Origin of the sequence: Nannocystis bainbridge (genome assembly GCF_028368995.1) — a bacterium.
Classification (GTDB): Bacteria; Myxococcota_A; Polyangia; order Nannocystales; family Nannocystaceae; genus Nannocystis; species Nannocystis bainbridge.
In genome coordinates this window covers 2,798,686-2,823,814 of record NZ_JAQNDL010000003.1, presented here as the reverse complement: position 1 = coordinate 2,823,814, position 25,129 = coordinate 2,798,686, and the positions used below count along the sequence as shown (strand labels likewise).

At 72.3% G+C, this 25,129-nt stretch carries 23 protein-coding genes; 13 read left to right on the top strand and 10 right to left on the bottom strand.

The genetic code is table 11. The features are described 5' to 3' along the window. Positions 1-42: 42 nt before the first annotated feature. Entirely contained in the window at positions 43-1,587 is a 1,545-nt protein-coding gene (locus POL25_RS36445) for a hypothetical protein (protein WP_272090968.1), read from the bottom strand. 75 nt (positions 1,588-1,662) lie between these two features. Between POL25_RS36445 and POL25_RS36440 the strand changes: the two genes are divergently transcribed. Further along, positions 1,663-2,796, top strand: a complete 1,134-nt coding sequence (locus POL25_RS36440; RefSeq protein WP_272090967.1) for an alpha/beta fold hydrolase — start codon at positions 1,663-1,665, stop codon at positions 2,794-2,796. 3 nt (positions 2,797-2,799) lie between these two features. On the opposite strand, the gene POL25_RS36435 is transcribed toward POL25_RS36440, so the two are convergent. Continuing rightward, positions 2,800-4,077, bottom strand: a complete 1,278-nt coding sequence (locus POL25_RS36435; protein WP_272090966.1) for a CotH kinase family protein — start codon at positions 4,075-4,077, stop codon at positions 2,800-2,802. Between the two features lie 711 nt (positions 4,078-4,788). Here POL25_RS36435 and POL25_RS36430 point away from each other — a divergent pair. From POL25_RS36430 to POL25_RS36405, 6 genes are all read left to right on the top strand, one after another. Continuing rightward, positions 4,789-5,562: a polyphosphate polymerase domain-containing protein gene (locus tag POL25_RS36430; RefSeq protein ID WP_272090965.1), complete on the top strand. Its 774-nt coding sequence runs from the start codon at positions 4,789-4,791 to the stop codon at positions 5,560-5,562. Beyond that, positions 5,559-6,242: a DUF4956 domain-containing protein gene (locus tag POL25_RS36425; RefSeq protein WP_272090964.1), complete on the top strand. Its 684-nt coding sequence runs from the start codon at positions 5,559-5,561 to the stop codon at positions 6,240-6,242. The genes POL25_RS36430 and POL25_RS36425 overlap by 4 nt, the downstream gene beginning before the upstream one ends. A 2-nt stretch (positions 6,243-6,244) precedes the next feature. Next, on the top strand, positions 6,245-7,441 hold the full coding sequence (locus tag POL25_RS36420; RefSeq protein ID WP_272090963.1) for an HlyD family secretion protein: 1,197 nt from the start codon (positions 6,245-6,247) through the stop codon (positions 7,439-7,441). A 29-nt stretch (positions 7,442-7,470) separates the two neighbouring features. Next, positions 7,471-8,775 carry a TolC family protein gene (locus POL25_RS36415; protein WP_272090962.1) on the top strand — a complete coding sequence of 435 codons (1,305 nt, stop codon included), beginning with the start codon at positions 7,471-7,473 and terminating at the stop codon, positions 8,773-8,775. Positions 8,776-8,825: 50 nt separating this feature from the next. Further along, the gene (locus tag POL25_RS36410; protein ID WP_272090961.1) at positions 8,826-10,178 is read left to right on the top strand and encodes a lamin tail domain-containing protein; all 1,353 of its coding nucleotides are present in this window, start codon (positions 8,826-8,828) and stop codon (positions 10,176-10,178) included. Positions 10,179-10,313: 135 nt separating this feature from the next. Further along, positions 10,314-11,495, top strand: a complete 1,182-nt coding sequence (locus POL25_RS36405; RefSeq protein ID WP_272090960.1) for a hypothetical protein — start codon at positions 10,314-10,316, stop codon at positions 11,493-11,495. Positions 11,496-11,633: 138 nt separating this feature from the next. Here POL25_RS36405 and rbp read toward each other — a convergent pair whose 3' ends face one another. The 4 genes from rbp to POL25_RS36385 form a co-directional block, all read right to left on the bottom strand. Beyond that, positions 11,634-12,017 carry an RNA-binding regulator gene (gene rbp, locus POL25_RS36400; RefSeq protein WP_272090959.1) on the bottom strand — a complete coding sequence of 128 codons (384 nt, stop codon included), beginning with the start codon at positions 12,015-12,017 and terminating at the stop codon, positions 11,634-11,636. A 292-nt stretch (positions 12,018-12,309) separates the two neighbouring features. Then, positions 12,310-12,750 carry a hypothetical protein gene (locus POL25_RS36395; RefSeq protein WP_272090958.1) on the bottom strand — a complete coding sequence of 147 codons (441 nt, stop codon included), beginning with the start codon at positions 12,748-12,750 and terminating at the stop codon, positions 12,310-12,312. A gap of 402 nt (positions 12,751-13,152) precedes the next feature. After that, a complete protein-coding gene (locus POL25_RS36390; RefSeq protein ID WP_272090957.1) occupies positions 13,153-14,514 on the bottom strand; it encodes a DUF1552 domain-containing protein in 1,362 nt (453 codons plus the stop codon). Between the two features lie 2 nt (positions 14,515-14,516). Further along, a complete protein-coding gene (locus POL25_RS36385) occupies positions 14,517-16,205 on the bottom strand; it encodes a DUF1592 domain-containing protein (RefSeq protein WP_272090956.1) in 1,689 nt (562 codons plus the stop codon). A gap of 299 nt (positions 16,206-16,504) precedes the next feature. Between POL25_RS36385 and POL25_RS36380 the strand changes: the two genes are divergently transcribed. From POL25_RS36380 to POL25_RS36370, 3 genes are all read left to right on the top strand, one after another. Then, the gene (locus tag POL25_RS36380; RefSeq protein ID WP_272090955.1) at positions 16,505-16,711 is read left to right on the top strand and encodes a hypothetical protein; all 207 of its coding nucleotides are present in this window, start codon (positions 16,505-16,507) and stop codon (positions 16,709-16,711) included. Between the two features lie 163 nt (positions 16,712-16,874). After that, positions 16,875-17,591, top strand: a complete 717-nt coding sequence (locus POL25_RS36375) for a hypothetical protein (RefSeq protein WP_272090954.1) — start codon at positions 16,875-16,877, stop codon at positions 17,589-17,591. Between the two features lie 134 nt (positions 17,592-17,725). After that, positions 17,726-18,322 (top strand): class I SAM-dependent methyltransferase, encoded by a 597-nt coding sequence (locus POL25_RS36370; protein ID WP_444547410.1) that lies wholly within the window; start codon positions 17,726-17,728, stop codon positions 18,320-18,322. A gap of 267 nt (positions 18,323-18,589) precedes the next feature. Here the strand turns inward: POL25_RS36370 and POL25_RS36365 are convergent, their stop codons facing one another. Further along, positions 18,590-19,072, bottom strand: coding sequence for a hypothetical protein (locus POL25_RS36365; RefSeq protein WP_272090952.1), 483 nt, complete (start codon positions 19,070-19,072; stop codon positions 18,590-18,592). A 202-nt stretch (positions 19,073-19,274) separates the two neighbouring features. Between POL25_RS36365 and POL25_RS36360 the strand changes: the two genes are divergently transcribed. Further along, positions 19,275-19,709 (top strand): hypothetical protein, encoded by a 435-nt coding sequence (locus tag POL25_RS36360; RefSeq protein WP_272090951.1) that lies wholly within the window; start codon positions 19,275-19,277, stop codon positions 19,707-19,709. A 54-nt stretch (positions 19,710-19,763) separates the two neighbouring features. Here POL25_RS36360 and POL25_RS36355 read toward each other — a convergent pair whose 3' ends face one another. After that, a complete protein-coding gene (locus POL25_RS36355) occupies positions 19,764-20,210 on the bottom strand; it encodes a hypothetical protein (RefSeq protein WP_272090950.1) in 447 nt (148 codons plus the stop codon). 65 nt (positions 20,211-20,275) lie between these two features. Then, the gene (locus POL25_RS36350; RefSeq protein WP_272090949.1) at positions 20,276-21,301 is read right to left on the bottom strand and encodes an aldo/keto reductase; all 1,026 of its coding nucleotides are present in this window, start codon (positions 21,299-21,301) and stop codon (positions 20,276-20,278) included. A gap of 188 nt (positions 21,302-21,489) precedes the next feature. Between POL25_RS36350 and POL25_RS36345 the strand changes: the two genes are divergently transcribed. Then, positions 21,490-22,335 (top strand): hypothetical protein, encoded by an 846-nt coding sequence (locus POL25_RS36345; protein WP_272090948.1) that lies wholly within the window; start codon positions 21,490-21,492, stop codon positions 22,333-22,335. 214 nt (positions 22,336-22,549) lie between these two features. Here the strand turns inward: POL25_RS36345 and POL25_RS36340 are convergent, their stop codons facing one another. Next, the gene (locus POL25_RS36340; RefSeq protein ID WP_272090947.1) at positions 22,550-23,707 is read right to left on the bottom strand and encodes an FAD-dependent oxidoreductase; all 1,158 of its coding nucleotides are present in this window, start codon (positions 23,705-23,707) and stop codon (positions 22,550-22,552) included. Positions 23,708-23,798: 91 nt separating this feature from the next. On the opposite strand from POL25_RS36340, the gene POL25_RS36335 reads away from it, so the two are divergent. Next, positions 23,799-24,809, top strand: a complete 1,011-nt coding sequence (locus POL25_RS36335; protein WP_272090946.1) for an AraC family transcriptional regulator — start codon at positions 23,799-23,801, stop codon at positions 24,807-24,809. The last annotated feature ends 320 nt before the right edge of the window (positions 24,810-25,129 follow it).

Here is a 25,129-nt window from a genome sequence, read left to right as displayed (position 1 = left end):
GCGGCCGCTCCGGTGCTCCGGGGCGGCCGCGGTCGCGAGCGCTCAGCGCCCGAGCAGGTGGGCCGGGACGTGGGCGACGAGGCCGTAGGGGTGGGGGGCGTCCACGGACTGGCCGAACAGCTCGACGGGGCCGGCGAAGCTGCCCAGGAGCACCACATGGCCTTCGGGATAGGTGGCGAGCCGGTCGACGCTGCCGCCGGCCGCGGCGCACAGCGGCAGCGACCAGCGGTGATCGCCGCCGTCGTCGAGGCTGGCCAGGAAGGCGCACGGGGCTGTCTTTTTGGTCAGGAGCTCGCCGCCGAACTCGATCTGCTGGTTGAAGGTGCCGCCGAGGATCCAGCCGCCGTCGGGGCCAGGCGCGAGGCCGCAGCCGGTGTCGACGTTGGGCCCGCCGTGGGTGCCGGCCCAGGTGAGGTCGCCGTCGGCCGACCAGCGCGCTGCGAAGTGATCGGCGTGCTCGTCGGTGGCGAGCGCGGGGCCGCTGCCGAAATCGATCGCGCCCTGAAACCACCCGGACAGCGCGACGCCGCCGTCGCCGGCGAAGCGCACGCCGCAGCCGGCCGAGTTGCCGCTGGCGAGCTGCTGCGACCAGCGGTGCTCGCCGGTGTCGCCGGCGAACACGGCCAGGTAGGCGCCGCCGTCGGCGAAGGGGCCGCCGCCGAGGTCGATCGAGTTGGCGAACCAGCCGGCGACGGCGATGTCGCCGGCGGGGCCGACGGCGAGGTCGTGAGCGCTGGCGTCGGCGAGGTTGCCGAAGCTCTTCGACCACAGGTGCGCGCCGGTGGCGTCGAACTTGGCGAGCAGGAGGTCTCGCGCGTCGGCGGCGGCGAGCGGGCCGCCGCCGAGGTCGATGAGCGACTCGAAGGCGGCCGAGAGCACGATGTCGCCGGCGTCGTCGAAGACGGCGCGCGGCTCGAGCTCGACGCCGAGGCCGCCGAAACCGCGCGACCACTCGGGGGCGCCGTCGGCGGCGAGCTGCAGCACGAGGATGTCGCTGAGGCCGAGGCTGACGAGGGGGTCGAGGCCGGGCAGCTCGAGGGCGCTGCGGAACTCGCCGACCAGCAGGACGCGGCCGTCGCTGCCGACGCTGACCGAGGCCTCGTGCTCGTCGTCGGGGCCGCCGAAGCGCCGGGCCCACACGAGCTGGCCGCCGGCGGTCCAGCGAGCGACGAACAGGTCGAGGCCACCGGCGCTGACGAGGCTCGTATCGCCGAGCTCGAGCGTGCCGGCGAACACGCCGCCGACGATGACGGCGCCGTCACCGGCGATGGCGACGCTGTGCGCGGCAGCGCCCCCGGGGCTGACGAGCGGCACGAGCCACAGGGCGGCCTCCTCGGGGCCGCTGGTGGTGGTGTCCGAGGTGGTGCTCGCGCTGGTGGGCTCGGTGGTGGTGGGCTCGGTGGCGGTCGCGTCGCCGGAGGTCGTGGCCGGGCCCGTCACGGTGTTCGCGTCGGTGGTCGCGTCGGTGGTCGCGTCGCTCGAGCTCGACGAGGTCGCGCTGTCGCTGGTGGTCGCGGGGTCGCCGGGACACGCGCTCACGAGCGCGAGCGCGAGGGCGGAGGTGCAGGGACGCGCGAGCGAGTTCATGCGTGGATGGTAGCAGTGGGACTCGCGCCACCGATCGGGGGCTGACGGGGGGCCCGACTCGTGCGACCATGGTGCGTGCGCTCGTGGTCCCTCAAGCGACCCGACGGTGTCGTGCTGGTCGGCGAATCGCGCGGGCAAGGCGAGCCGGTGGTGCTCGTGCACCCGACCGGGATGACGCGGCGAGGCCTGGCGGCCGCGGCCGATCACCTGGCGCCGCACCTGCGCGCGGTGACGTACGACCGCCGCGGCTGGGGCGACAGCCGCGGCACGCCGGCGCCGCAGCGGTGGTGGGCGAGCCACGGCGACGATCTGATCGCGGTGATCGAGAGCATGGGCGAGGCGGCGGAGGTGGTGGCGTGGGCCGGGAGCTGCGCGGCGGCGATCCACGCGGCCCTGCGCCGGCCGGACCTGGTGCGCCAGCTGGTGCTGTTCGAGCCGACGATCGGCGCCGGTCCGCCGCGGGCGCGCCGGCTGCGACACCTGCGGCGCGCGCTGACGGCCGCGGCCGCGGGCGATCATCGCCGCAGCCGCGCGGTGTTCTGGCGGGCGACGACGCGGCGCGGGACGTGGTCGCTGCAGGCCGGGAGCCGCGGGCTGGTCTGCGCTTTCGACCATGTCCGATCGGACATCCGCGAGCTGCTGCTCGATGCGCCCGGGCCGCTGGCCGAGGAGCTGCGCGCGGGCACCGAGGACGAGCTGCTGGAGCGGCTGGCGGAGCTGCGGCCGGAGGTGCACATCCTGCTCGGCGGGACCAGCGTGCGGCCGGTGTACCGGATCGCCGACCGCTGGGTCGAGCGCTGCCCGTCGGCCGGGTTCCGCGGCGAGGACGACTGTGACGCGCTGCTGCCGCTCAATCGCCCGCGGGTGTTCGCGGCCTGCGTGCTCGAGATGCTCGGCTACGCCGACTGGCGAGCGATCGCGGCGGCCCGCCTGGCCGAGCTGCGCGAGGTGCTGCGCCTGCCGGCGCTCGAGCGGCTACGCGCCCGCTGCGTCCGCAACAGCGAGGTGTTCATGCCGCACGTGGTGTCGGCGACGCCGCGCTGGGCGGCGGAGCTCGAAGCCGGCAGCGCGAGCCTGCTGGTCGGCTCGACGTACGAGGTGACGGGAGCAGGCGCGCGCTCGTTCGGGGTGATCGACGAGTGCGGCGAGGACTACGGCTATCCGCCGGGGTGGTTCGAGCCGGTGCCGATCGACTGGCAAGAGCGGTGACGATCACGGCTCGACGCACGGGCCGGTGCCCTGCTTCTCGCCGCCGTTTTGCCAGCAGGCCAGCCAATCGTCGAGGTAGTCCGCGCGGTCGGTGATGAACTGACGCATCGTCTCGACCCCGAAGTAATACTGCTTGTTGGTGAACGGCTTGTTGAAGTCGGTCAGCGCGGCCTCCTCGATCTGGGCCGTCCAGGCGTCCATGCGCGCGTGCAGCACGTTCACGTCGTAGGCGACCTCGCGCACGTGGGCGAGCGCTTCGACGTAGGCGGCGAACCAGGCCGGGTCGCCCGTGACGATGTCGTAGAGCGGGCGGCCCTTGTCGTTGGGCTTGATATAGGTATATGGATCGACGTCAGGCTCGACGCGATCGAAGGTGGCGTCCTTGTCCCAGGGGATGATGTTGAAGCCGGTCTTGGGGTCGTTGTAGACGTAGAGGTTGAGGCCGCCGGCCCAGGCGCCGTCGTTGTCGGGCATGACGGCCTCGGCGGCCCACTCGAGCACGGCCTGATCGATGTTGAGGATCGGCTCCAGGTCGGCGAGGGTCTCGGCGTCGGTGAGCGCCTCGATGTCGCTGTCGTCGGGGTCCTTCTCGTTGGTCTTCTTCTCCCAGCCGGCGCCGCGCTTGTAGAGGTTGCCCTCGTCGAACTCGAACACGCGCTCGATGAACTCGCTGTCGACCTTCTCGATGCTGGTGAAGAGGCCGTAGTACTCGCCGTTGAGCAGCAGGCGGGCGTTGTTGGCGCAGGGCGCGGGCAGGCCGAGGTCGCGGAAGATGTGCATCGCCATGCGGTCGCGCAAAAAGGCGCGGTTATACTCGGCGGCGTCGAACAGGATCTTCTTGAGGCCGCGGAAGCGGCCCTTCTTGTCGTAGGTGTTGAAGCCGATCTCGAACTGCATCTTGCCCTGGCCGGGCCACCAGGTGGCGTTGCCGCGCAGGCGGATCGAGGCATAGGTGATGACCTCGCCCTGGTACTTGAATTGCTCGACCGGGTGGTCGGGCGTATTGTTGTCGTCGCCGGCCTCCCACTCGGCCACGAGCCCCGCCAGCTCCGCCGGGTCGAGCTCGATCTCGAAGGTGGGCAAAATGTCCTGGGCGTAGATCTCCGGGCAGCCCTTCGGCTGCCACGCCGGCGGCGGCTCGACGGCGCCGGTGGTCTCGTCGCCGCCCGTGCTGGTCGACGGGTCGCCGGTGGTCGTGAGCTCGCCGGATGTCTCGGTGCCGGTGGTCGGCATCTCGGCCGAGGTCGTGGTACCGACCGAACCGGTGCTCGACGTCTCCATGGTGGCGTCAGTGTCCCCGTTGCCGTCGGTCGCCGCGGCGGGGGGGTCATTGGCGGGACAACCGGTAACTGTGAGGATCGCGAGGAGGCTCGTCCAATAGCAGCGCATGCTCGAGGAATGTGAACAGCGCGGCCAGGGATTCAAGGGCGGCGCGTCACGGATCTACGGATCGCCGGACCGGAGTCGAGGCCGCGCGAACGACGAGGCAAGCGTGGAACCATTGTCCGCAGGGCGCCACGAGGCCGGCGTGTGGGTGTCGAGCCGGTCACGGGGGGGCGGGCGCGGGCGGGGTGGTCCGCGTCACGGGGCGGCGGCGGGCGGAAGCCGGCGGGGGAGCCGCTGGAGCCGTCCCTGCGGAGGTTTGGCGGTTGGCGTGATCGCGCGGGCCGGGGCGCGGGAGCGCGCCAGGGCCGAGATTTCGGCCACGGAGGCGTCGGGGTCCGCGAGGGGGGGACGGGGCGGGCGCTGCGCGTGCGAGGGACTGGGCCGCGGCCGACGCCGTGAAGCGCGTCGCCGGCCCGGTGTGCGGCCCGATCGGGACCGCCGATGCTCGAGCGCACGGTCTCGGTGCACAAGCGGTCCTAGGATGGACGGATGTGAATTGGCGGGCGTCCCCGGCCCGAACGATCGCTGCGGCGATTCATCACAATGGCGCGCCGTGGGGCGCGGCGACGACGAAGGGTGACAGTCATGTCTGTGGTGACGGCAAACGTGATCGAGAGGCGCGAATATAAGTACTTGATCGACGGCGCGACCGCGGCGCGGCTGCGCGCGGCGATCCGGCCGTTCTGTGACATCGACCCGTACGCGGCCCGCAGCCCCGGCGGGCGCTACACGATCGAGAGCCTGTACCTCGATTCGCCGCTCATGGGCCTCTATTGGGCCAACGAGCACGAGCAGGTCGACCGGATCAAGGTGCGGGTGCGCGGCTACGCCGAGGCGCCCGGGAGCCCGGTGTTCCTCGAGGTCAAGCGGCGCATCAACGATGTCATCACCAAGACGCGCGGCCGGGTGTCGCGCGCGGCCTGGGCGGCGCTGCTGGCCGACCCGGCGGCGCCGATCCCCGCAGAGGTGGGCAGCAAAGACCTCGCGGCGGTCGAGCGGTTCCTGGCGCTGCAGCGGACGCTGCACCTGCGGCCGTTCACGCTGGTCCGCTACGACCGCGAGCCGTACTTCAGCCGCGTCGACGACTACGTGCGGGTGACGATGGATACGCGCATCCGTGCGCAGGTGATGGACAAGTGGACGTTCACGGCGCCGGCCCACAACTGGCGGGCGCTCGACGACGGGGCGACGCAGCGGTCGCCCGAGTCGCTGACGGTGCTCGAGCTCAAGTTCACGACGCAGGTGCCGCTGTGGCTGCACAACATCGTCGAGCGGCTCGACCTGACGCGGCGCTCGTTCTCGAAGTACGGGACCTCGATCAAGGCGTTCTACGGGGCCTCCGACGCGCGGACCTACCGATTCGCAGGAGGCTGGCGATGAACCCGTTCGACCTGCTGACGGCCGGCGACGCCGAGCCGTTCGCGCTCAAGAGCGCGGCCCTGGCGCTGCTGCTGGCCTTCGGGCTGACGCAGACGCTCGGGGCGGTGTACGTGTGGACATTCCGCGGGATGTCGTATTCGCAAGGGCTGGTCCACGCGATCGTGCTCGGCAGCATCATCGCCTGCATGCTGATGCTGGCGATCGGCAACAGCATCGCCGCGGGGCTCGGGATCGCCGGCGGGCTGGCGATCGTCCGCTTTCGCACGGCGCTGCGCGACCCTCGCGACATGATCTTCGTGTTCGCGGGCCTCGGCACCGGCATCGCCGCCGGGCTCGGGGCCCACGCGGCGGCGTTCTGCGGGACGGCGCTGTTCTGCCTGGCGGTGTGGCTGCTGACGCTGTCGGAGTTCGGCAGCCAGCGCCGCTTCGACGGGCTCCTGCGGTTCCAGCTGCCGATCGGGGCCGACGAGGCGCCGGTGATGAAATTGCTGCGCCTGCACAGCCGCTTCCTCGCGCTCGTGACATTGCGCGAAGTGGCCCAGGGCGAGGCGATGGAGCACGCCTATCAGGTGCGGCTCGGCGATCCGCGGCATCGGACGGCGCTCGTGCGCGCGCTCGAGGAGCTGCCGGGGGTCCAGGACGTCTCATTGCTGCTGCAAGAGCCGACAGTGGAGATCTAGCCATGTCTGGGTATATCAGGACTCGCATCCTCCCGTGGGTGGTCTGGGCCGGGACGATGGCCGGCGCCGGCGGGCTGTGGCTCGACGTGCGCGCGGAGGGCCAGGCCGTCGGGTTCGCGCTCGGGGTCGAATACGCGGTGCAGGCGACGTCGCCCGGCCGGGTGCGCACGGTCGAGGTGAAGCCAGGCGAGCCGGTCCGCGCGGGGCAGGTGGTGGCGGTGCTCGACACGGCGGAGCTCGCGGCGGAGCAGGCGATCCTGGCGGCCGAGCGCGCGCGGCTGGAGGCGTCGCTCGGGGCGGTCCGCAGCGAGTCGGCGCTGCAGCAGGACGACAAGGCGCGCGAGATCGAGGATTCGGTGGCGGCGGCCGAGCTGGCCGTGCGGACAGCTCGTGGCAATCGCGAGGTCCGCGCGGCCGAGCTGCGGGCGGTCAGCGTCCAGTTCGATGCGCTGGCCGGGCTGGTGAAGGAGCGGATGGCCGATCGCCGCGACCTCGACGCGCTCGGGGTCAAGCGCGCGGCGCTGCGACAGGAGGTCGAGGCGGCCGATTCGCTGGTGCCCGAGTTGGTGCGCCAGGCGGCGGTGGCCCGGGCCCGGCGCGCGGCGCTGCCGACCGACGCGACGGAATTGGCGCTGCGTCCGGTCCGCGCCGAACTGGCGGTGCTGGCGGGGCGCGAGCAATTGTTGGCAGTGCGGCGCGAGCAGACGGTGCTGCGCGCGCCGGCCGACGGCCGGGTGACGGAGATCGTGGTGCGCGCCGGCGAGGTCGCGGGCCCGGACGCGCCGGTGCTGACGATCATGGGCCGCGGGCCGGGCGAGGACGACGAGGTGGTGGTGTGCCTGCGCGAGGCGCAGGCCGGGCGGGTGCGCGTGGGCGAGGCGGCGCTGGTGCGCGCGCGGGGGACCGGCGGGCCGGCGGTCGGCGCCCACGTGACGGGGCTGGGGCCGCAGATCGGGGAGCTGCCGGCCCGCTGCCGCCGGAACCCGGGGGTGCCGGAGTGGGGTCGCGAGGTCACGGTCGCGCTCGACGAGGCGGCGCCGCTGCTGCCGGGGCAGGCGTTCACGGTCAGCTTTCTGGGCCAGCCGTCGCCGTGCGCGGCGGAGCCGGTCGCGCCGGAGCCGGTGACCGAGCAGGTGTTGGCGGCGCCGCTGGTCGAGGCGAGCTTGCCGAGCCGCGCCGCGGCGCCGGAGGTGCCATGATTCGCGGGCGCTGGGCGCTGGTCGCGGCAATGGCGGCAGTCGGCTGCGCGAGCGCGCCGGCGGTCTCGCCCGAGCGGGCGATCGCGACCTGGCGCGAGATGCAGGTCGGTCCGCCGCGCGGGAGCTTGCCCGGCACGACGGCGGCGACGCTCGCGGCCGGCGACGCGTTGACGCTCGAGCAGGCCTACGCGCTGGCGCTGGCCAACAACCCTGAATTGGCGGTGGTCGAGGCGCGGGCCGAGGTGGCGGCGACGGAGGTATTCGCGGCCCGGCAGATCGAGAACCCGAGCGTGCGGGTGTCGAACGTCGGCGTCGATGACTCGGCGCCCGGGCGGCTCGGCTTCAACCTCGGATTGCGTGCACCGATCCCCCGCCCCGGCAGCGTGCGCGCCCGCGTCGAAGGGGCCCGCCACGCGGCCGCCGGGGCGCAGGACGCGGCCACGGCGGCGCGCAGGCAGCTGCGGGCGCGGGTGCAGCGGCTGTTCGCGCGCCTGGCGTGGCTGACCGCCGACCTCGAGGAGGTCGCGCAGGCGGTGGCGCTGTGCGAGGAGCGGAGGCGCCAACTGCAGGCCCGGGTGGCCCGCGCGGTGGCGACCGATGTCGCGCTGGCGATGGCCGAGGTGGCCCGCGCCGAGGCGACCGACGAGGTCCGCAAGCTGCGCGGCGAGCTGGCCCGCACCGAGGCCGAACTGGCGCGCGTGGTCGGGCCGGGGCCGGCGTTTCGCGTCCGCGTCGATCGGGCCCAGCTCGACATCGCCGACATGGTGCTCGACCCGACGGCGCTGACGGAGCAGGCGCTGCGGTCGCGCCCGGAGCTGCGGGCGGCGCAGACGCGGGTCGGTCAGGCGCGCTCGGCGATCTCGCTGGCGCGCGTGGCGGCGGCGCCGTGGATCAGCTGGGCGCAGGTCAACTATTTCTTCGGCCCGGGGCCGGCGACGCCGTCGTCGTTCGGGGTCGGGTTCGCGGTGGATGTCCCTTTGTTCAGCTTGAACCGCGGCAAGATCAAGGCGGCCAAGGCGACGATCCGCCAGCGACAGGTCGAGGAGCGGGCGGAGGTCGCGGCGATCGCCGGCGAGGTCGCGGAGGCGATCGCGCGGGCGCAGCGGGCCGACGCGCGGGTCCTCGAGATCGAGCAAGACCTGCTGCCGCAGGTTGACGCGGCGGCGGGCCAGGCCGACGCGGCGCTGGTGGCGGGCACGCTCGACGTGGTCGAGGTCCTCGAGGTCGAGGCGCGTCGGGTCGCCGCGCGGCGGCTGCACCTGGCGGCCCGCTTCGAGCGCCGGGACGCGCTCATCGAATTGGAGGCAGCGGTCGGGGCGCCGCTGTCGCGCTGAAGCGAATCAGTCTCACGTCCCCAATCTCAGCAAAAAACAACGGGTGAGTCATGCGGCGAATCGTAGGGGTGTCTCTGTCACTATTGTGCATCGCGGGGCCGGCGCTGGTCGGCTGCAACCCGAGCGGCGGTATGAACAATGCTTCCGCCACCGATGATTCGCCGGACGACGGCAGCAGCGGCGGCGACCGGCCGGACGGCAGCAGCAGCAGCGGCGACGGGCCTTCGGTGACCTCGGAGGGGCCGGGCGCGCCGGCGTGCGGCGACGGGATCGTCGGGGGCGACGAGCTGTGCGACGGGGCGGAGCTCGGCGGGATGTCGTGCGCCGACGTCGACCCGGGCTTCTCGGGGCCGCTGGCGTGCGCGCCCGACTGCCTGTCGCTCGACGTCTCGAACTGCGTGGGCGAGCCGGCCGAGTGGCTGGTGGCGCTCAACGAGCTGACCTCGAAGGGGGCGGAGTCGGGGCCGTACGCCGGCAAGGGCGACGCGATCGAGCTGCTGAACGCCGGCGGGGCGCCGGCCGACCTGTCCGGCTGGCGGCTGTCGGACGATTCGACGATGCCGGCCGACAAGACCTACGTGTTCCCCGCGGGGACGACGCTGATGCCCGGCGAGCGGATGGTGCTGGTCGAGCTCGACGTGATGTCGGGCGAGGGCGACCTGCCGTTCGGGATCAGCTCGAGCAGCGAGGAGACGCTGACGCTGGTCGACGGCGACGACGCGGTCATCGACGCGCTGACGGTCGAGGGGGTGACGGCGATGGTGTCGTGGTGCCGCCTGCCCGATGGGACAGGTTCGTGGGGTCACTGCGAGCAGACCCTCGGGGCGGCCAACACCGAGGCGCTGACGATCTGCGGCAACGGGGTGCGCGAGGGCGGCGAGCCCTGCGACGGCCTCGACGTCGGGGCGGCCAAGTGCGCCGACCGGGGCTTCACCGGCGGGGCGATGGCCTGCACGCCGCAGTGCATCCTCGACACCTCGATGTGCATGTCGGACCTGGCGGCGGCGATCAACGAGCTCGAGTCGACCAACGACGAGATCGAGCTGTTCAACGCCGGGGCCGACCCGCTCGACATGGCGGGGTGGATCCTCACCGACCAGGCGTTCGACGCGACCTACGACCCCGTCGACGACCTCGAGAAGCTGGTGTTCGCCGCCGGGGCGAAGCTGATGCCGGGGCAGTTCATGGTGGTCGCCAAGGGCGATCTGGCCGGCCAGCACCCTTTCGGCCTCAGCTCCAACGGCGACACGGTGACGCTGCTGAAGCCCGACCTCACGCCCGTGTCGCAGGTGTCCTACGGCGCCGACCAGGCCGCGCTGTCGTTCTGCCGGATCGCCGACGGGCCGGCAGGCAGCTGGTCGTCGGGCTGCAAGCCGACGTTCGGCGCCGCCAACTCGAAGTAGGGCGCTGATATGCTCGAAAGTACATGCTCGAAAGGGCATGTCCTTCGGGTCATTGTTGACTGTGTTCGCTCGCGCCTGCGCGCGGTGCGTTCGCGCGCGGTCGCGGGGCGGCGAGGGGCGTGGTATGGGTCGCGGGTGACGCTGTCCGCGAAGGTCCGCAAGCTGCCGCTCGTCCTCGGTCTGCTCGCCCTGGTGGCGACGCCGCTCGCCACCCGCCTGCTGGTCCACGGCGACATGCCGGATACCTGGGGCACGTTCCCGCCGCCTAAGAGCCCCGACGTGCCGGGCTTCAGCGGGCTGGTGTTCGGCCTCGGCGTGGCGCTGGCGCTGGGCATCCTCTCGTTCCTGGCGGCGCCGCAGCGGTTCGGCTTCGCCCCGCCGGCGCCGAGCGAGGGGCCGCGCGTGCGTCCGGTCCGGCTGCCGCCGTGGTGCGTGCCGGGGGCGCTGCTGGCGATGGCCTCGTGGGCGCTGATGTGGGGCGAGCTGCCGCAGGCGGCCGCGCCGCTGGTGCCGTTCAGCTTCGTGCCGCTGTGGTGGGGCTTCATCCTCGCGCTCGACGGCGTGGTCTATCGCCGCACCGGCGGGGCCTCACTGGTGTCGCGCCGGCCGGGCGCGGTGCTGGCGATCGCCGCGACCTCGTGCGTGTGCTGGTACTTCTTCGAGTACCTCAATTACTTCACGCGCTCGAACTGGTACTACCCCAACGACGCGATCTTCTCGCAGGCCGGCTATCTGCTGTGGTTCGGCCTGGCGTTCACGACGGTGCTGCCGTCGATCTTCGTGGTCTATCAATTGCTGACGACGATCGCGCCGCTGCGGGCCCGGTTCGAGCGCGGGCCGCGGGTCGAGCTGTCGCGCGCGACGGTGCGACGCCTGTCATGGGTCGGCGTCGGCTCGCTGGCGGCGCTGGTGCTGTGGCCGGCGCCGCTGTTCCCGCTGCTGTGGCTCAGCCCGCTCGTCGTGCTTTCGACGTCGGTGTCGCTGGCGGGCGGGTGGACGCCCTTCTCGGCGATCCGCCGCGGCAACTGGGCGCCGGTGGTGCTGATCGGGCTGGCGTGCGCGCTCAACTACCTGGTCGGCGAGATGTGGAACTATTACGGCACGCCGCAGAACCCCAACTTCTGGAAGTACGACGTGCCGTACGTGAACGTGCTGCACGTGTACGAGATGCCGCTGCTGGGGTACTTCGGGTACCTGCCGTTCGGCATGCTGTGCTGGGTGTGGTGGATCCACCACGCGACGCTGTTCGGCGTCGACCCGGCGATCGATGTCGTGGCCGGCGCTGGACCGACGCTCACGCGCTCCGCGGACGACTGAGGTCCGCGAGGCGCCGGCGCTCGGTCAGCGTCATGGACGCTGCCACGCCGGCGAACCAGGGAGACCTCGATCAGGTCGCCAGGGCTCGCACGGCGAAACGATCACGCTGCGCCCCTGACGGGCGCAGCGACTCGATGCCTAGTAGCGGTCGCCGCCACGGTTCGGCTTGCGACCACCGCCGCCGCCGCCGTAACCGCCGCCACCGCCGCCGCCGCCGTAACCGCCGCCGCCGCCACCACCGCCGTAGCCACCGCCGCCGCCGCCGCCGCCCGAGCGACGGTCTTCCGCCTCGGACACCCGCAGCGGGCGGCCGTCGAGGGACGCGCCGTGAAGCGCCTCGATGGCGCGCTTGGCGTCAGCGTCGCTCGTCATCTCCACGAACGCGAAGCCGCGCGAGCGCCCGGTCTCGCGGTCGGTCATCAGCTTGACCTCTTTGACCGCGCCGTACGGCTGAAACGCCTGCTGGAGGTCGCTGTCGGTGATCTGGAAGGAGAGGTTGCCTACGAAGAGTCGGTTACCCATTGTCGTGATTCGTCTTTGGATCGGGCTCTCGGCGCGAGGCGCCGGTGTTGGGAAATTTTCGGTCGATGAGCCTGCGCTCGAACGAAGATCGCAGCAAGGTCTGGTGCTGCTCCATCAACGTCGCCGGAAATGAACCCCATGACAATCGGGCGACGCGAAGTCGACCAAAGGCCCGAGCGTGCAAGTGCGCCAGAAACGAATGACTGCGAGGAGATAGCACGGGACCGCGGCGATGGCAACGCGGCCAGGTCCTCGGGAGCGTGCGCGAGGGGACCGCGGGCGGGCCGCCGCGCTAGCGCACGCGCGGGGTCTCGTCGTCGTCGGTCGGCGGCCTGTCGAGCTGCAGGCGGGCCAGCAGTTGTTCGATGTCGCCGGCGACGGTGATCCACTGGTCGCCGCCGGAGTGGAGGTACAGGACCCGGGGCCGTTCGCCGGAGACGCGATAGTCGAGCGCGAACGGCATGTGGGGGCCGAGATGCCCGAGCAGCAGCGAGGTCGCGGGGTCGATGTTGCCCGGCGGCTTCTTGTCGTCCGAGTGACCCAGGTAGGCGGGATCCTTCTCGGCCAACCACCGCTGGTTGGCGGCCTGCATGGCCTCGAGGTCGTAGAGCTGGACCCGGACCGGGCTCTCGCGGAAGACGCGGCGCAGGGCTTCGACCGCGGGACGGCGCCACCGCCGCTCGCCGATCGCCCGGGTCAATGCGCCAGGGAGTGAGAGTCCGTTGATCTGCATCGCTCAGGCCTGCCCGCGCGGGCGGTGTGCCGGGCAGGGACGAGCTCGGCCCAGGCCGCGCGCCGGCGGTCGCTCACGACCGGCCCGTCCGCGCGAACCCTGCGGTCGAGCCCGGCCAGGGCCGTCAGGCGGCGCCGGTGCGGCGAGCAGACCGTGAATTTGTCGAACATGCGACGATTCGGGGCTTCTTCGCCGCAGTCCGTCGCAGTTCGTGAACAAGACGGACCACGGTAGCACGCAGGGGGGCCCGTGTCTCGCGCGCCGGCGATCTGCGCGCGAGAGGCCCGATTCGCGTGCGCAGGTGAGGACCGCGGGCGCACCAGGATGGCGGACAGAGCCGCCGCGCCCGGGCGGTCCGCCCGCGCGCGGTGGCGGAGGCTCTACCGCCACCGCCGGAGGTGCTCACGCGAGGCCGAGCGCGCCATTGCAATACTTCGGGTTGCCGAAGGTGGTGGCCTCGAGGCCCATGGCGTTCATGCAGCCGACGAGCAAGTTGTTGTGCGGGACGTCGCCCTCGACCTGCAGCCAGCGCCCGGGCTTCATGGCGCCAGCGGCCTTGCCCGCGAGGACGTACGGGATCTCGTGGCGGTCGTGGTCGTTGCCCTTCTGGTGCTCGTTGACCCAAATCAGCAGGGTGTTGTCGAGGACGGTGCCGTCGCCCTCGGGGATCGCCTTGAGCCGCTCGATCAGGTAGGCGAACTGCTGGCAGTACCAGATGTTGATCAGGGTCAGCTTCTCCTGGGCGTCGGCGTCGCCGTCGCCGCGGTGCGCCAGCTCGTGGTGACCCTCGGGGATGTCGAGCCACGGGAACGGCTTGGCAGTGGCGCTGTTCATCCACATGAGCGAGGCGACGCGGGTCAAGTCACAGGCGAGCGCCATCGCCAGCAGGTCCATCTGCAGCTTGCCGGTGGCGGGGATGTTGCCGACCTTGCTCGGGTCCGCGATGTCGCCGAGCACCGGCGGCTGGCAGGCGCCGCCGATCGTGCTGCCGGTCTCGAGCCGCATCTCGATGTCGCGCACGGCGGCGAGGTGGGCGTCGAGCTTGATCTTGTCGGCGGCGCCGACCTTCTTGATCAGGCGCTGGTAGTCGTCGGCGACGGCGTCGAGGACGATCTTGCGCTCGGCGATCTTGCGCGCCTGGGCGGCCGGGTCGCTCTCGAGGTCGCCGAAGATGCGGTCGAAGGCGGCGGTGGGGTCGTTCTCGGGCGGGATCGGCTGGGCGGGGCCGCGGTAGGAGATCCGCGAGCCGACGTTGGCGCCGTAGACGTGGACGCCGAACTCGAGCGAGCGGAATTTGGTGTCGTTGCCGATGGCGTCGGCGATCGCTTGATCGACGGAGATGCCGTCGGCCCAGCCGGCCGAGAGGCCGTCGGCGCCGGCGAAATCACCCTCCTGCAATTCGGTGCCGGTGAGGCCCTGGCCGGTGCCCTTCTGGTGGGCGTCGCCGGGGCCCTTGTAGGCGGAGAGCTCGTCGACACCGTCGAGGACCAGCACGTCCTGCTTGTGCGGCTCGAGCGGCTGGAGGATCCGCCCGAAGGTGTACGCGTCGGCGCTGCCGCTCGGCCGCCAGTCCTTCATGATGGTGCCGTTCGGGGTCCAGAACACGACGAACCGCTTGGGCCCGCCCTTGCCGCGGAACTGCTGCGGGAGCACGCCGGCGGTCGGGCTGTCGCAGCCGTGCATGATGTCGAGCAGCGGCAGCGCGAGGCAGGCCCCGCCGGCGCCGCGGAGGAAGGTACGACGATTGAGGGTGGAGGGTCGCATGATCATTTTCCTTCGGGGGCGCGGCGGTAGAGGAAGGCTTCGCTCTGGGTCAGCGCGACGATGAGGTCCTGGATCCGCCTGCCGGAGCCGGCGAACTTCTGCGTGAGGTCGTCGACGGTGCAGGCATCCTCCTTGGCGTCAGCGCGGCCGTAGGCGTAGCGGAACCATTGCACGGTCATGCAGCGCTCGACCTCGGGCGAGCCGGCGAGCAAGGAGGCGAGCTCGCCGACGCCGTCGAAGGTGCCGTTGGTGTTGCCGCCGACGAGCTCGCCGGTGGCGTCGATGGGCTGGCCGGCCTCGATGTCGCGCCAGCGGCCGATGCCGTCGAAGTGCTCGAAGCCGAAGCCGACCGGGTCCATCATGCCGTGACAGCCGGAGCAGGCGGGGTCGACGGAGTGCTGCTTGAAGCGCTCGCGCGTCGGCAGGTTCGGGTCGACCTCGGGCGGGGTGATGTCGACGTTGTCGGGCGGCGGCGGGACGACCTGGCACAGCAGCCGCTCGCGTACGAACTTGCCGCGGTGGATCGGCGAGGTCTGGTTGGGCTTGGCCAGGACCGAGAGCAGGCCGCCCTGGGTGAGGAAGCCGGAGCCGCGGCCGGGCGGGAGCTCGAACTTCTCGAAGCCGTCGCCGCTCGGGCCGTCGAGGCCGTAGTAGTCGGCGAGCTCGCCGTTGAGGAAGGTGTAGGGCGCGAGGTACATGGCGTCGAGGTCGCCGCGGTCGTTCCAGATCACGTGGTCGAGGAACTCCTCGGCCTCGGCGCGCAGGAGCGGGCGCAGGTCGGGGTCGAACCCGGGGAAGGCGTCGTCGTCCTTCTCGAGCTCCTCGATGCGCCGCAGCTCGAGCCATTGCCCGTGGAAGTCGCGCACGGTGGCCCGCGCCCGCGCGTCGGCGAGCATGCGCGTGGCCTGCTCGGCGACGTCGTCGGGCTCGAGCAGCCGGCCCTCGGCGGCCGCCGCGAACAGCTCGGCGTCGGGCATGGTGCCCCACAGGAAGTACGAGAGCCGCGAGGCGAGCTCGTACGGGGCGAGCCGCAGCACGTCGTCGTCGCCCTCCATCGGGGCGCCGAACTCGACGCGGTAGAGGAAATGCGGCGACTGGAGCATCGCCGTGAGGGTGAGCCGCACGCCGGTGGCGAAGTCGAACTCGTCGGCGGCGGCCTGGTGGACCGCGAGCAGCTGCTGGAGCTCATCGGCGGTCAGCGGCCGCCGATAAGCGACGCGGCCGAACTCGGTGATGAATTTTTCGGCGCAGGTGGCCTCGCCGTCCTTCTTGACGTCGCAGCCGCGCAGCAGCGCCGGCAGGTCCTGGACGGCCGCCTCGGCCAGGTCCTCGGCGGCGCCGAGGTAGCCCTCGGCGAGCAAGGAAGTGACGACCAGCGCGTCGGCGTTGTTGTTGAACCCGAGCGCCTCCTCCTCGGTCGGGAAGCTCTGCGCCGGCCGGGAGTCGTCGCCGAGGAGGTCGCGAACGGTGTTGTCGTACTCGCGCCGGTTCATGCGGCGGATCGGCGACGGCCCAGGCTCGATGCCCTTGCACTCGGCCGCCTCACCGCCCTCCGTCTCGACCGCGACGCCGTCGGTGGTACCGTCGCTGTCGCTGCCCTCGGTGGTGGCTCCGTCGCCTCCGTCGCCGTTCTGACAACCGCCCGCCGCGGCGGCCACGATCGCCCACACTACGATCCGACTGAAACTCATGCTCCGATCCTTGACGGGCATGCGGACCGGCAGGCTGTGCGCTGCAGCATCGCGGCCGAGGCCGGCGGGATCGCCCGGCGCAGACGGTCCGCCGCGGCGCCAGTCCGGACATTCGTTCATTCGCCGGACGATCGCGCAGCGACCGCCCGCGAGGCGATTGATAACACCGTGAGAAATGCATTGTCATGACCGCAGCCCCGGTGTACGCCGCAGCGGCCCGATTCTCGGCAGCGCGTGATCGCGGGCAAGGTGCTTGCGCGGTTTTACGCCGGCGGCTACGTTCGCCGCGAGGACGACGGGTGCCGAAGAAGCCGGAGAAGATCACCCTGAACCACGACTTCGCGTTCACCAGCGACGCCGAGTTCGACGCGCAAATTACGGCGTTTCGGGCCGCCCACGAGGCCGAACAGGGGCAGATCCTGGCCATGGACGCGCGCCGCTCGCTCGGGCCGGGCAAGGTGCGGGTGACGTTCCGGGTGATCGAGAAGAAGCCGCGTCGCGGTTGATGGGTTTGTTCGGACATGTCGCTCGGGACATGCGGAAGTGGAAGTCCGGGCGCGAATGGCACTAGCCGGCGGCCCGGTCCGCCGTCACAGCGCGGAATGGAGCACGCGGGCGCGCGCTCGCCCGCGGCAGAGCGTGGTACCCTGGCCACGAGAGGCGGGGCGGATGGCGAAGCGATACGCGCTGGAGCTCGACGAGACGCTGCACGCAGGCTGGGTGCGGGCGCCGGGCGACGGTTTCTTCGACGTGAACCCGTGGCTCCGCGAGCGGCACGGAGCGCTGCTGATCGAGCCGGAGCCGCTGTTCTGGGAGTGGGTCGAGGGCAGCCTCTACGACGAGCGGCGCGACGCGGCGATCGTGGCGTTCGACGAGGAGGGGCGCGAGGTCGAGCGGCTGGCGCTCGCCGGGGCGCGAGTGGTCGAGCTAGGTCTGCCGTCGGTCGACGCCGAGGGCGTGGGCGCGCTGTGGATCGAGGTCGAGGCGAAGAAGGCGGAGATGCAGGGCGGCGCGGCGAGGGCCGAGGCGCGCGGCGAGCCGCCGACGATCGCAGGCTGCCGGGTGCACCTGCACGGACCCGCGCCGCAACCGGTGGCCGAGATCGATGCGCTGACGATCACGCTGGGCCGCCGCGGGCTGCAGCGGGTCAAGCTGGCGATCGAGGGCGAGGCGGACTGGGAGGCGGCGGAGTCGCTGGTCGATCGCGAGGGCGCGCTCGAGTACCTGGCCGCCGAGTCCGGACCCGTGCTGGCGCGGGTGGAATTCAAGATCGCGGGGATCGACGTCGAACGCGTGGAAGCCAGCGCGGAGGGCTCGCAGCGAGCGAAGCTGGTGCTGGCGTGCCGCGGGCTGCGGCTCGGGTCGACGGGCAACGAGTCGTCGTAGCGGGGACACACCGCGTGGCCGGTGGGCCGAACTCGCGGGGTCGAAGGGCCCGGAATAGGGCGCGAGGCGAGGCGGTTGGGGCGACGATGCACCGGGTCGAAGGCAAAAAAGAACACTGGGTCGACCGTTGATGACTGGCCGAGCTGGCGGCCCGTCACCGCGCGGTGCACCTGGACTTCGGGACAGGTGATGGGGCGTTCGCGCTCCGCCGCGCGCGCTGCGAGCCGTCGACGCTGGTGATCGGGATCGACGCGAGCGCGGAGGGGCTGCGCGAGCCGTCGCGCCGGGCGGCGGCCAAGCCGGCCCGCGGCGGGCTGACGAACGCGCTGTTCGGGGTGCTGCCGCTGGAGCGGGCGCCGGGCGAGCTGGCCGGGCTGGCGGACGCGCTGACGGTGCTGCTGCCGTGGGGCTCGCTGCTGCGGGCGGTGGCGCTGCCGGAGGCGGACGGGCTCTCGCGGCTGCGCGGGCTGTGCAAGCCAGGAGCGGCCGTGCAGGTGGTGTTCGGCTACGGACCCGGCGATCCGCTGGCGGTCCAGGCGCTGCCAGGGCTGGGCGGCGAAGGCCGGGCGACTGCGCTGGTGCAGGCGTACGCGCGGGCCGGTTTCGTGGTGACGGCCCGGTCGATCGCGCGCGCAGCGGTGGGCGAGCTGCCGACGACGTGGGCGAAGAAGCTGGCGTACTCCGACAGCGAGCGCGAGTTCGTGGCGGTGTCGGGGGTGGCAGGCGAATGAGCGGAGGCGGCGGTGTGGTGATTGCGGGGAGTCGCGGTCGAGCCGGCCGCGGTGTGATGATTCGCGTCAGGGGACATCGAGGTGTGATGGGCCGATGCGCGCCGCTCGAGGTCGTCCGCCGGATGACTCGCATCGAGGAAAATAGACGTGCTGTGGGTCCGGGCCCGCGATGTGCGAAGGCGCGGATGAGCTGTGAAAAAATCACGCGGATCGAATGCTGGCAGGAGGCGATACGAGCGCCGCCGCCCCGGCGCGGATCCAGCGAGGTCAGGCGCCGCTGCGCAGGGGGCGGGTGTCGCGGACGGCGCGGTACGGGAAGCCAGGGCCGCGCAGGGGCTCGAAGGCGGTGACGAGGGCGGCGAAGACCTCGCTCTGCTCGGCCCGGCTGGCGGCCGATTCGGCGGCGACGCGCAGGAGCACGGCGGAGGGGAGAGCGAGCAGCAAGGAGAGGAAGCCGAGGCTGTGCCAGGTGGCAGCGACGAGGCCGACGACGAAGACGGCGGTGACGGCGCTGGCAGCGTCACCGAGGTCGGGCGGAAACTCGAGCTGCGAGCCGCCAGGAGCAGGCGAGACACACACTCGATAGGCGCGCGGCGAGGCGCCGGAGTGGACTTCGATGTAGAAGCAATCGGGCTGGTCGGCGTCGGCGCGAAAACGAAGACGAGCGGCGGGATCGGCGGGAAATCGAGCGGCTGCGTGGGCGAGGACGGTCGCGGGCGGGACGACGAGCAAAAGCTTCGGCGCAGGCATAAGCGGGTCCTGTTAGCGACACGAACCGGCCGACAGATCGAGGCGAAGGCGGTGAACTCGTGTTCACCGGCGCCTCATCGATGCGGCAGGACGCACGCGGCGCGATAACGCGCCGCAGCGGCGTGGTACGTCGGCGCGCCGCCAGGGTCAGCGAGGCGGCGGCCGGGGCGCGAGCGGACCGCCGAGCCCCGAGATGGTGAAGATGGTGGCCGCGGTCGACCGGTCGCTGGGGGCGTGGGGCGCCGGGCTGCGCGACTACGGGACGGTGGCCACGACAGCGCCCAGCAGCACGGGCTTCACGCTGGCGACGACGATGGGCGCCTCCGGCAGCCCGCAGGTGATGCCGCTCCACGTGGGCCTGCGCTTCGGATCGCCCGAGGCGGCCGCGCAGGCGGAGCGCGGGGCGAAGGCGTTCGCGGCGACGATGCCGAGCAGCGACGGGACAGGGCTGAGTTTTTCGCTGCGGACCGACGCGGCGTGGCTGCGCGTGGAGGCGAAGGTCGACCCGACGGCGGCGCGAGGGCAGGCGTTCATGAGGTGGGCGGGGAAGGTGCTGGCGGACTTGCAGGCGCGGGGACGGAGAGATGATGTGTCCGTTGCGACATGTCCCGTCGGGCATGTCGCTACGGACATGTGAGAAGCGCGCGGCGGAGCGCCGCGCGGCCGGGGGATTCGAGCCGAAGGTCTGCCGTCAGCGCGGGACGAGGGTGTTGCGGCCGGAGAACAGGTCCTTGACGTAGCTCGGCGAGGGCTGCTCGTCGCGGATGACGGGCCAGCCGCAGAACTCGCCGATGCGCGGGTCGACGGCGTAGTCCGGCCGCAGGACGTCGCGCAGCTCGTCGTCGGCGACGGTGCGCAGCTTGGTCTTGGGGACGGCGGCGCCGAACAGGGCGCCGCGCGGGTGCTTGTGGGGACCGACGACGCGGTAGGCGCCGAGCGAGCGGCCGCCGCCCTCGCCGTCGATGAAGTAGAGGTGGATGATGTCGCCGAAGTCGACCTTGGCGACGTTGGCGATCATCTGCGCGTTGGCCACGTCAGCGTAGGCGCTGCGGCAGATGAAGCCGAAGTCGTCGACGATGGTCTGGGTCTTGGCGGCGTCGGCCTTGGCATTGCTCGCGCGGTAGAGCCACTCTTGCATGCGGGGATGCTCGCACGTCCGCCCCGCCCGGTCGCGGGGCATGTTTGCCCCGGGGCGCCGGCGCGCTAGACCGGCGGAGGGTTGCGCTCGACGAAGCCGCGCTGGTGCCAGTAGGGGTAAGCGGGCGTCTGGTCGCTGGCGGCGTCGAGCCGGGCAACCTGCTCCGGCGAGAGATTCCAGCCGATCGCGCCGAGGTTCTGCTCGAGCTGCTCCTCGGTGCGGGCGCCGAGCACGACGGTGGCGACGGTCGGCCGCTGCAGCAACCAATTGATTGCCACCTGCGGCACCGTCTTGCCGGTCTCGCGGGCGATCTCCTCGACGGCGTCGAGCACGCGGAAGAGATGGTCGTCGCTGACCGGGGGTCCGAACTCGGCAGAACCGTGCAGGCGGCTGTCCTTCGGCAGCGGCTTGCCGCGCTGGATCTTGCCGGTGAGCCGACCCCAGCCGAGCGGGCTCCACACGACCGCGCCGACGCCCTGATCGAGGCCGAGCGGCATGAGCTCGTGCTCGTATTCACGGCCGATCAGCGAATAATAGGCCTGGTGGGCGACGTAGCGCGGATAGCCGTAGCGGTCGGCGACCGCCAGCGACTTCATCAGGTGCCAGCCGGAGAAATTGCTGCAACCGACGTAGCGCAGCTTGCCGGCCCGCACGAGGTCGTCGAGGGTCGAGAGCACCTCCTCGACGGGGGTGACGGCGTCGAAGCCGTGGAGCTGGAACAGGTCGATGCGGTCGGTGCCGAGCCGCTTGAGCGCGGCCTCGACGCTCTGGATCAGGTGGAAGCGCGAGCTGCCGACGTCGTTGGGACCCTCACCGCTGCGAAAGGTGGCCTTGGTCGAGATCAGCAGGCGGTCGCGCCGACCCTTGATCGCCTGGCCGAGGATCGACTCGGCGGCGCCGGCCGAATAGACGTCGGCGCTGTCGAACAGGGTGACGCCAGCGTCGAGGCAGATGTCGACGAGCCGCCGCGCGGCCGACACGTCGGTGTCGCCCCAGGCGCTGAACAGCTTGCCCACGCCGCCGAAGGTGCCAGTGCCGAAGCTCAGCACGGGGACCTTGAGACCGGATGCTCCGAGTCGTCGGTATTCCATGATGGCGAGGCATAACACCGAAGCGGCGCGGACCTGACCAGGCTCAGGCGGCGACCGGCGCAGGCTGGCCCGAATTGTGGCGCAGGGCCCCGCGCAAAGCTCGCTCGTCCGGCGCGCTCCGACCCGGGAATCGCACGTGCGAGCGAGATGCGCGGACGGCTCGCGGCCGAGGTCGTATGCTCGCCCGGGTGAGCTTCGATCAAGAGGCATTCCTGACCCGGGCGATCGCGGAGGCCAGCGATGCGCAGGGCGATGTGGCGCCGCCGTGGGCCCGTTGGCCCGAGATCCCGCATAGCAGCATCGGCTGGCGGATGGGCTACGGGGAGAGCTGGGCGGAGATATGGCACGAGTGGTTGGCGCGGGCGCCGAGCGATCGCGGTTGGCGGTTGGCGTATTTAAAAAGGCACGCGCCGGCGCCTCGCACATGGACGCGCTCGGCGGTGTCGACGTATGCGCCGGAGCTGCGGCCGCGCGACGACGACGGGTCGCTGCGGGCAGAGCTCGAGGCGGCGGGGGTGATCGCGGACGATGTGGCGATCGTGGCGTGGGAGCGGCTGCACGGGTCGATGCCGCCGGCGCCGTGGGCGGGCCGCGGGGAACGCCTGCCGGCGACGGAGTTCCGCTACGGGGCGCGTAAGTACGATTTTTGGGCGCGCTGGTGCGCGAGGCGGCGCGCCGAGGGGACGTTGACGGAGTGGCTGGCGGCGGTGGGGCCGGCGCCGACGAGCTGGGAGGCGGTGCTCGAGGCGGTGCGCGACGGGAAGGCGGAGACGCTGGAAGGCGAGACGTACGCGCAGGCGGCCGTGCTGCTGGCGGCCCACGGGCTACTGCCGGCCCCGTGGTCGCGCGGGGAGGAGCCGGCGGCGCTGCGCGGGCAGTACGACGGGGAGGTCAGCTACACGGACGCGTGGAGCCTGTGGGCGGGCTACCGCTTCGACGACACGAGCACGTGGGAGGCGTATCTGCGCGGGCAGCCGCCGGCGCCGAGAGGCTGGGCGAAGGCGGTGAAGCAGGCGGGGCCGCGCGGCGGGTGACAGCCTGTTTGAGGCGACCCGATGCGGATGCGAGCGAGCGTGACGAGGTTCGCCTGCGCCGGACCTCGGCTCAAGTCGACTGGTACCCGCCGTGGGCCCGCCCGGGTATGCCTGTACGAACGGGCATGCTCGAAAGGTCATGTCGGTAAGAGCATGCCATCGAGGACATGTTCGATAGGGAATGTCTTCGAGGACATGTTTTGCGACTCGGCGGTCAGGCGCGGCCGATCGCCAGCAGGGTGGCGGGGAGCTCCTGCATGACGACCGGGGTGGCGTCGCCGCCGAGGCGGGTTGCCACGGGGAGCAGCAGGCGGTCGCGCAGCCAGCGGGCGACGGGGTTGGTGAGCTCGGCGAGGGCGCCGAGGCCGGCGGCGGCGCGGGCGACCTTGTGCACGGCGGGGCGGCGGCGCTGTTGGTAGGCGTCGAGGCCAGCGGCGAGGGTGCCCGCGCGGCGCAGCTCGTCGAGCAGGACGGCGGCGTCGACGAGGGCGCTGTTGGCCCCCTGGCCGAGGTTGGGCGCCATGGCGTGGGCGGCGTCGCCGAGCAGGACGAGGCGGTCGTCGACCCATTGCTGGCAGTCGACGCGGGTGACGCGGTTGAAGATGAGGTCGTCGAATCGCCTTACCGCGGCGAGCAGGGGGACCGAGGCCGGATAGGCGCGGGCCCACACCTGGCGCAGGCCGTCGAGGTCGCGCTCGGCGACGGCGCGACGGCAGGCGCGGGTGCCGGCGGAGGCGAAGAAATAGGTGCCGCCGTCGACCGCGAAGCTGCCGAAGATGCCCGCGCCGGTCCAGGCCTCGACGCCCTGGGCGGCGTCGACCTCGACGAGCGCGCGCAGGTACGGGATGCCGGGCGGGCGGACCCGGGCGCCGAACCGGCCGGCGCTGCGGATCCGCGAATGGACCCCGTCGGCGCCGACGACCAGGTCGGCGCGGTGCTCGACGGTGCGGCCGTCGATGCGCGCGAGCACGCGACCGTCCCGCTCGGCGCCGATCACCTCGGCGCCGAACTGCCGCTCGACGCGCGGCTCGGCGGCGAGGGCGTCGAGCAGCAGGCCCTGCAGGGCGCTGCGCCGGAGCATGCGGACGCGCGGGGCCGGGCGCGGCGGGGCGAGCATCATGCGGCCGCGCGCGTCGACGACCGCGGGCGCGTCGACGGCGCGACCGCTGGCGGCGATCGCCGGGCCGAGGCCGATCGATTCGAGCACGGCGAGGCCGTTCTCGGCGAGGGCGATGCCGGCCCCGACGGCGCGCGGCTGGGCGACCTTCTCGAGCAGGGTGACGCGGGCTCCGGCGCGCGCGAGGAGGAGGGCCGTGGCGGCGCCGCCGGTGGCACCACCGACGACGAGGACGTGGAGCTGCGAGAGGTTCATGGCGAGGAGGATGCGGCGCGCGGGCGCGGGCCGCCTTGACCGCGGCCGCCAAGCTTGTGGCTTTGCCGGCCATCGTCGAAGATCCGCGGCGATGACGGGCCCCTCGGTGCTGGCGGCGATGACGGTCCAGGTGCTGGCGGCGGCGGAGCGGCTGGGGGCGGACGCGGCGGCGATCGTGCGCGAGGCGGGGATCGATCCGTCAGCGCTGACGGACCCGGACGCGCGGGTGCCTCTGGGGCCGCACCTGAAGATGTGGGAGATCCTGTCGCGCCGCGGCGACGGGCTGCAGATCGGGGCGCGGCTCGGGATCGCCGGGCTGGGCGTGATCGGCTACGCGATGCAGCACGAGGCGACGGTCGGCGACGCGCTGGCGTGGCAGCAGCGGGTCGGCGCGGTGCTGTACCCGGGCCTGGTGCCGCAGCTCGAGCGCCGACGCGACGCGGCCGGTGATTACGTGGTGTTCGTGCGGGCGATGGTGCCGGCGTTCGCTCAGCTGCGCGAGCCGGTGCTGGCGCAGGCGGCGTCGATCGTGACGATGATGGGCGGGATCGCGGGGGCGGGCACGCGGGCGGCGTTCGTGGCGTTGCCGCTGTCACGACCGGCGGAGCCGCGCGAGGTCGAGGCGCATTTCGCCTGCCCGGTGGCCTGGGACGCGCCGCTGCTGCAGATCGGGTTCGCGGCGGAAATTTTGGAGGTGCCGCTGCCGCGCGCCGATCCGCAGCTGTTCGGCTACCTGGCCCGCCGCACGGAGTCGATGCTGGCCCAACTGCCGGCGGACGCTTCATGGGCCGATCGGGTGCGGCGGGAGATCGGGGCGGCGCTGGCGGAGGGCGAGCCGCGGCTGCAGGCGGTGGCGAAGCGCCTGGGGGTGTCGGAGCGGACGCTGCACCGGCGACTGCTCGACGAGCAGACCAACTTCGCGGGGCTGGTCGAGGAGGCGAGGCACGCGCGGGCGGTGCATCTGCTGGCGGACCGCTCGCTGAGCGCGTCGGAGGTGGCAGTGCTGCTCGGGTACGCCGAGCCGGCGCCGTTCTTCCGCGCGTTCAAGCGCTGGACCGGCGAGACGCCGCAAGGCTGGCGCCGGCGCGGCGAAGCAGGGTAGCGAATCGGGGCGAGGTGCTGTTTTTGCATGTGAGCGGGAGGCTGGCGACGGGCTGAAGGGTCTGTCCCATGAATTGGCTTGTTTCATGACTGACGATGGTTCCGGAGCTCGATGGTCATGACAACGTGGGGCGCGGGTGATGGAGGCGGCAGGGGCCCGCAGATCCTCGCGCGAACCGACGACGGTCGCGTGCTGATCGTCGCGCCTTCGGCGGCGCGACCGCGTGCGCGCGGGGTGATGGAAGGATTGACCGAGGTGTCGCTGCCTTACGGTCCATTGGTATTGCGGCGACCGTAGGGGTGAGCTGGCAAAGATCAGGT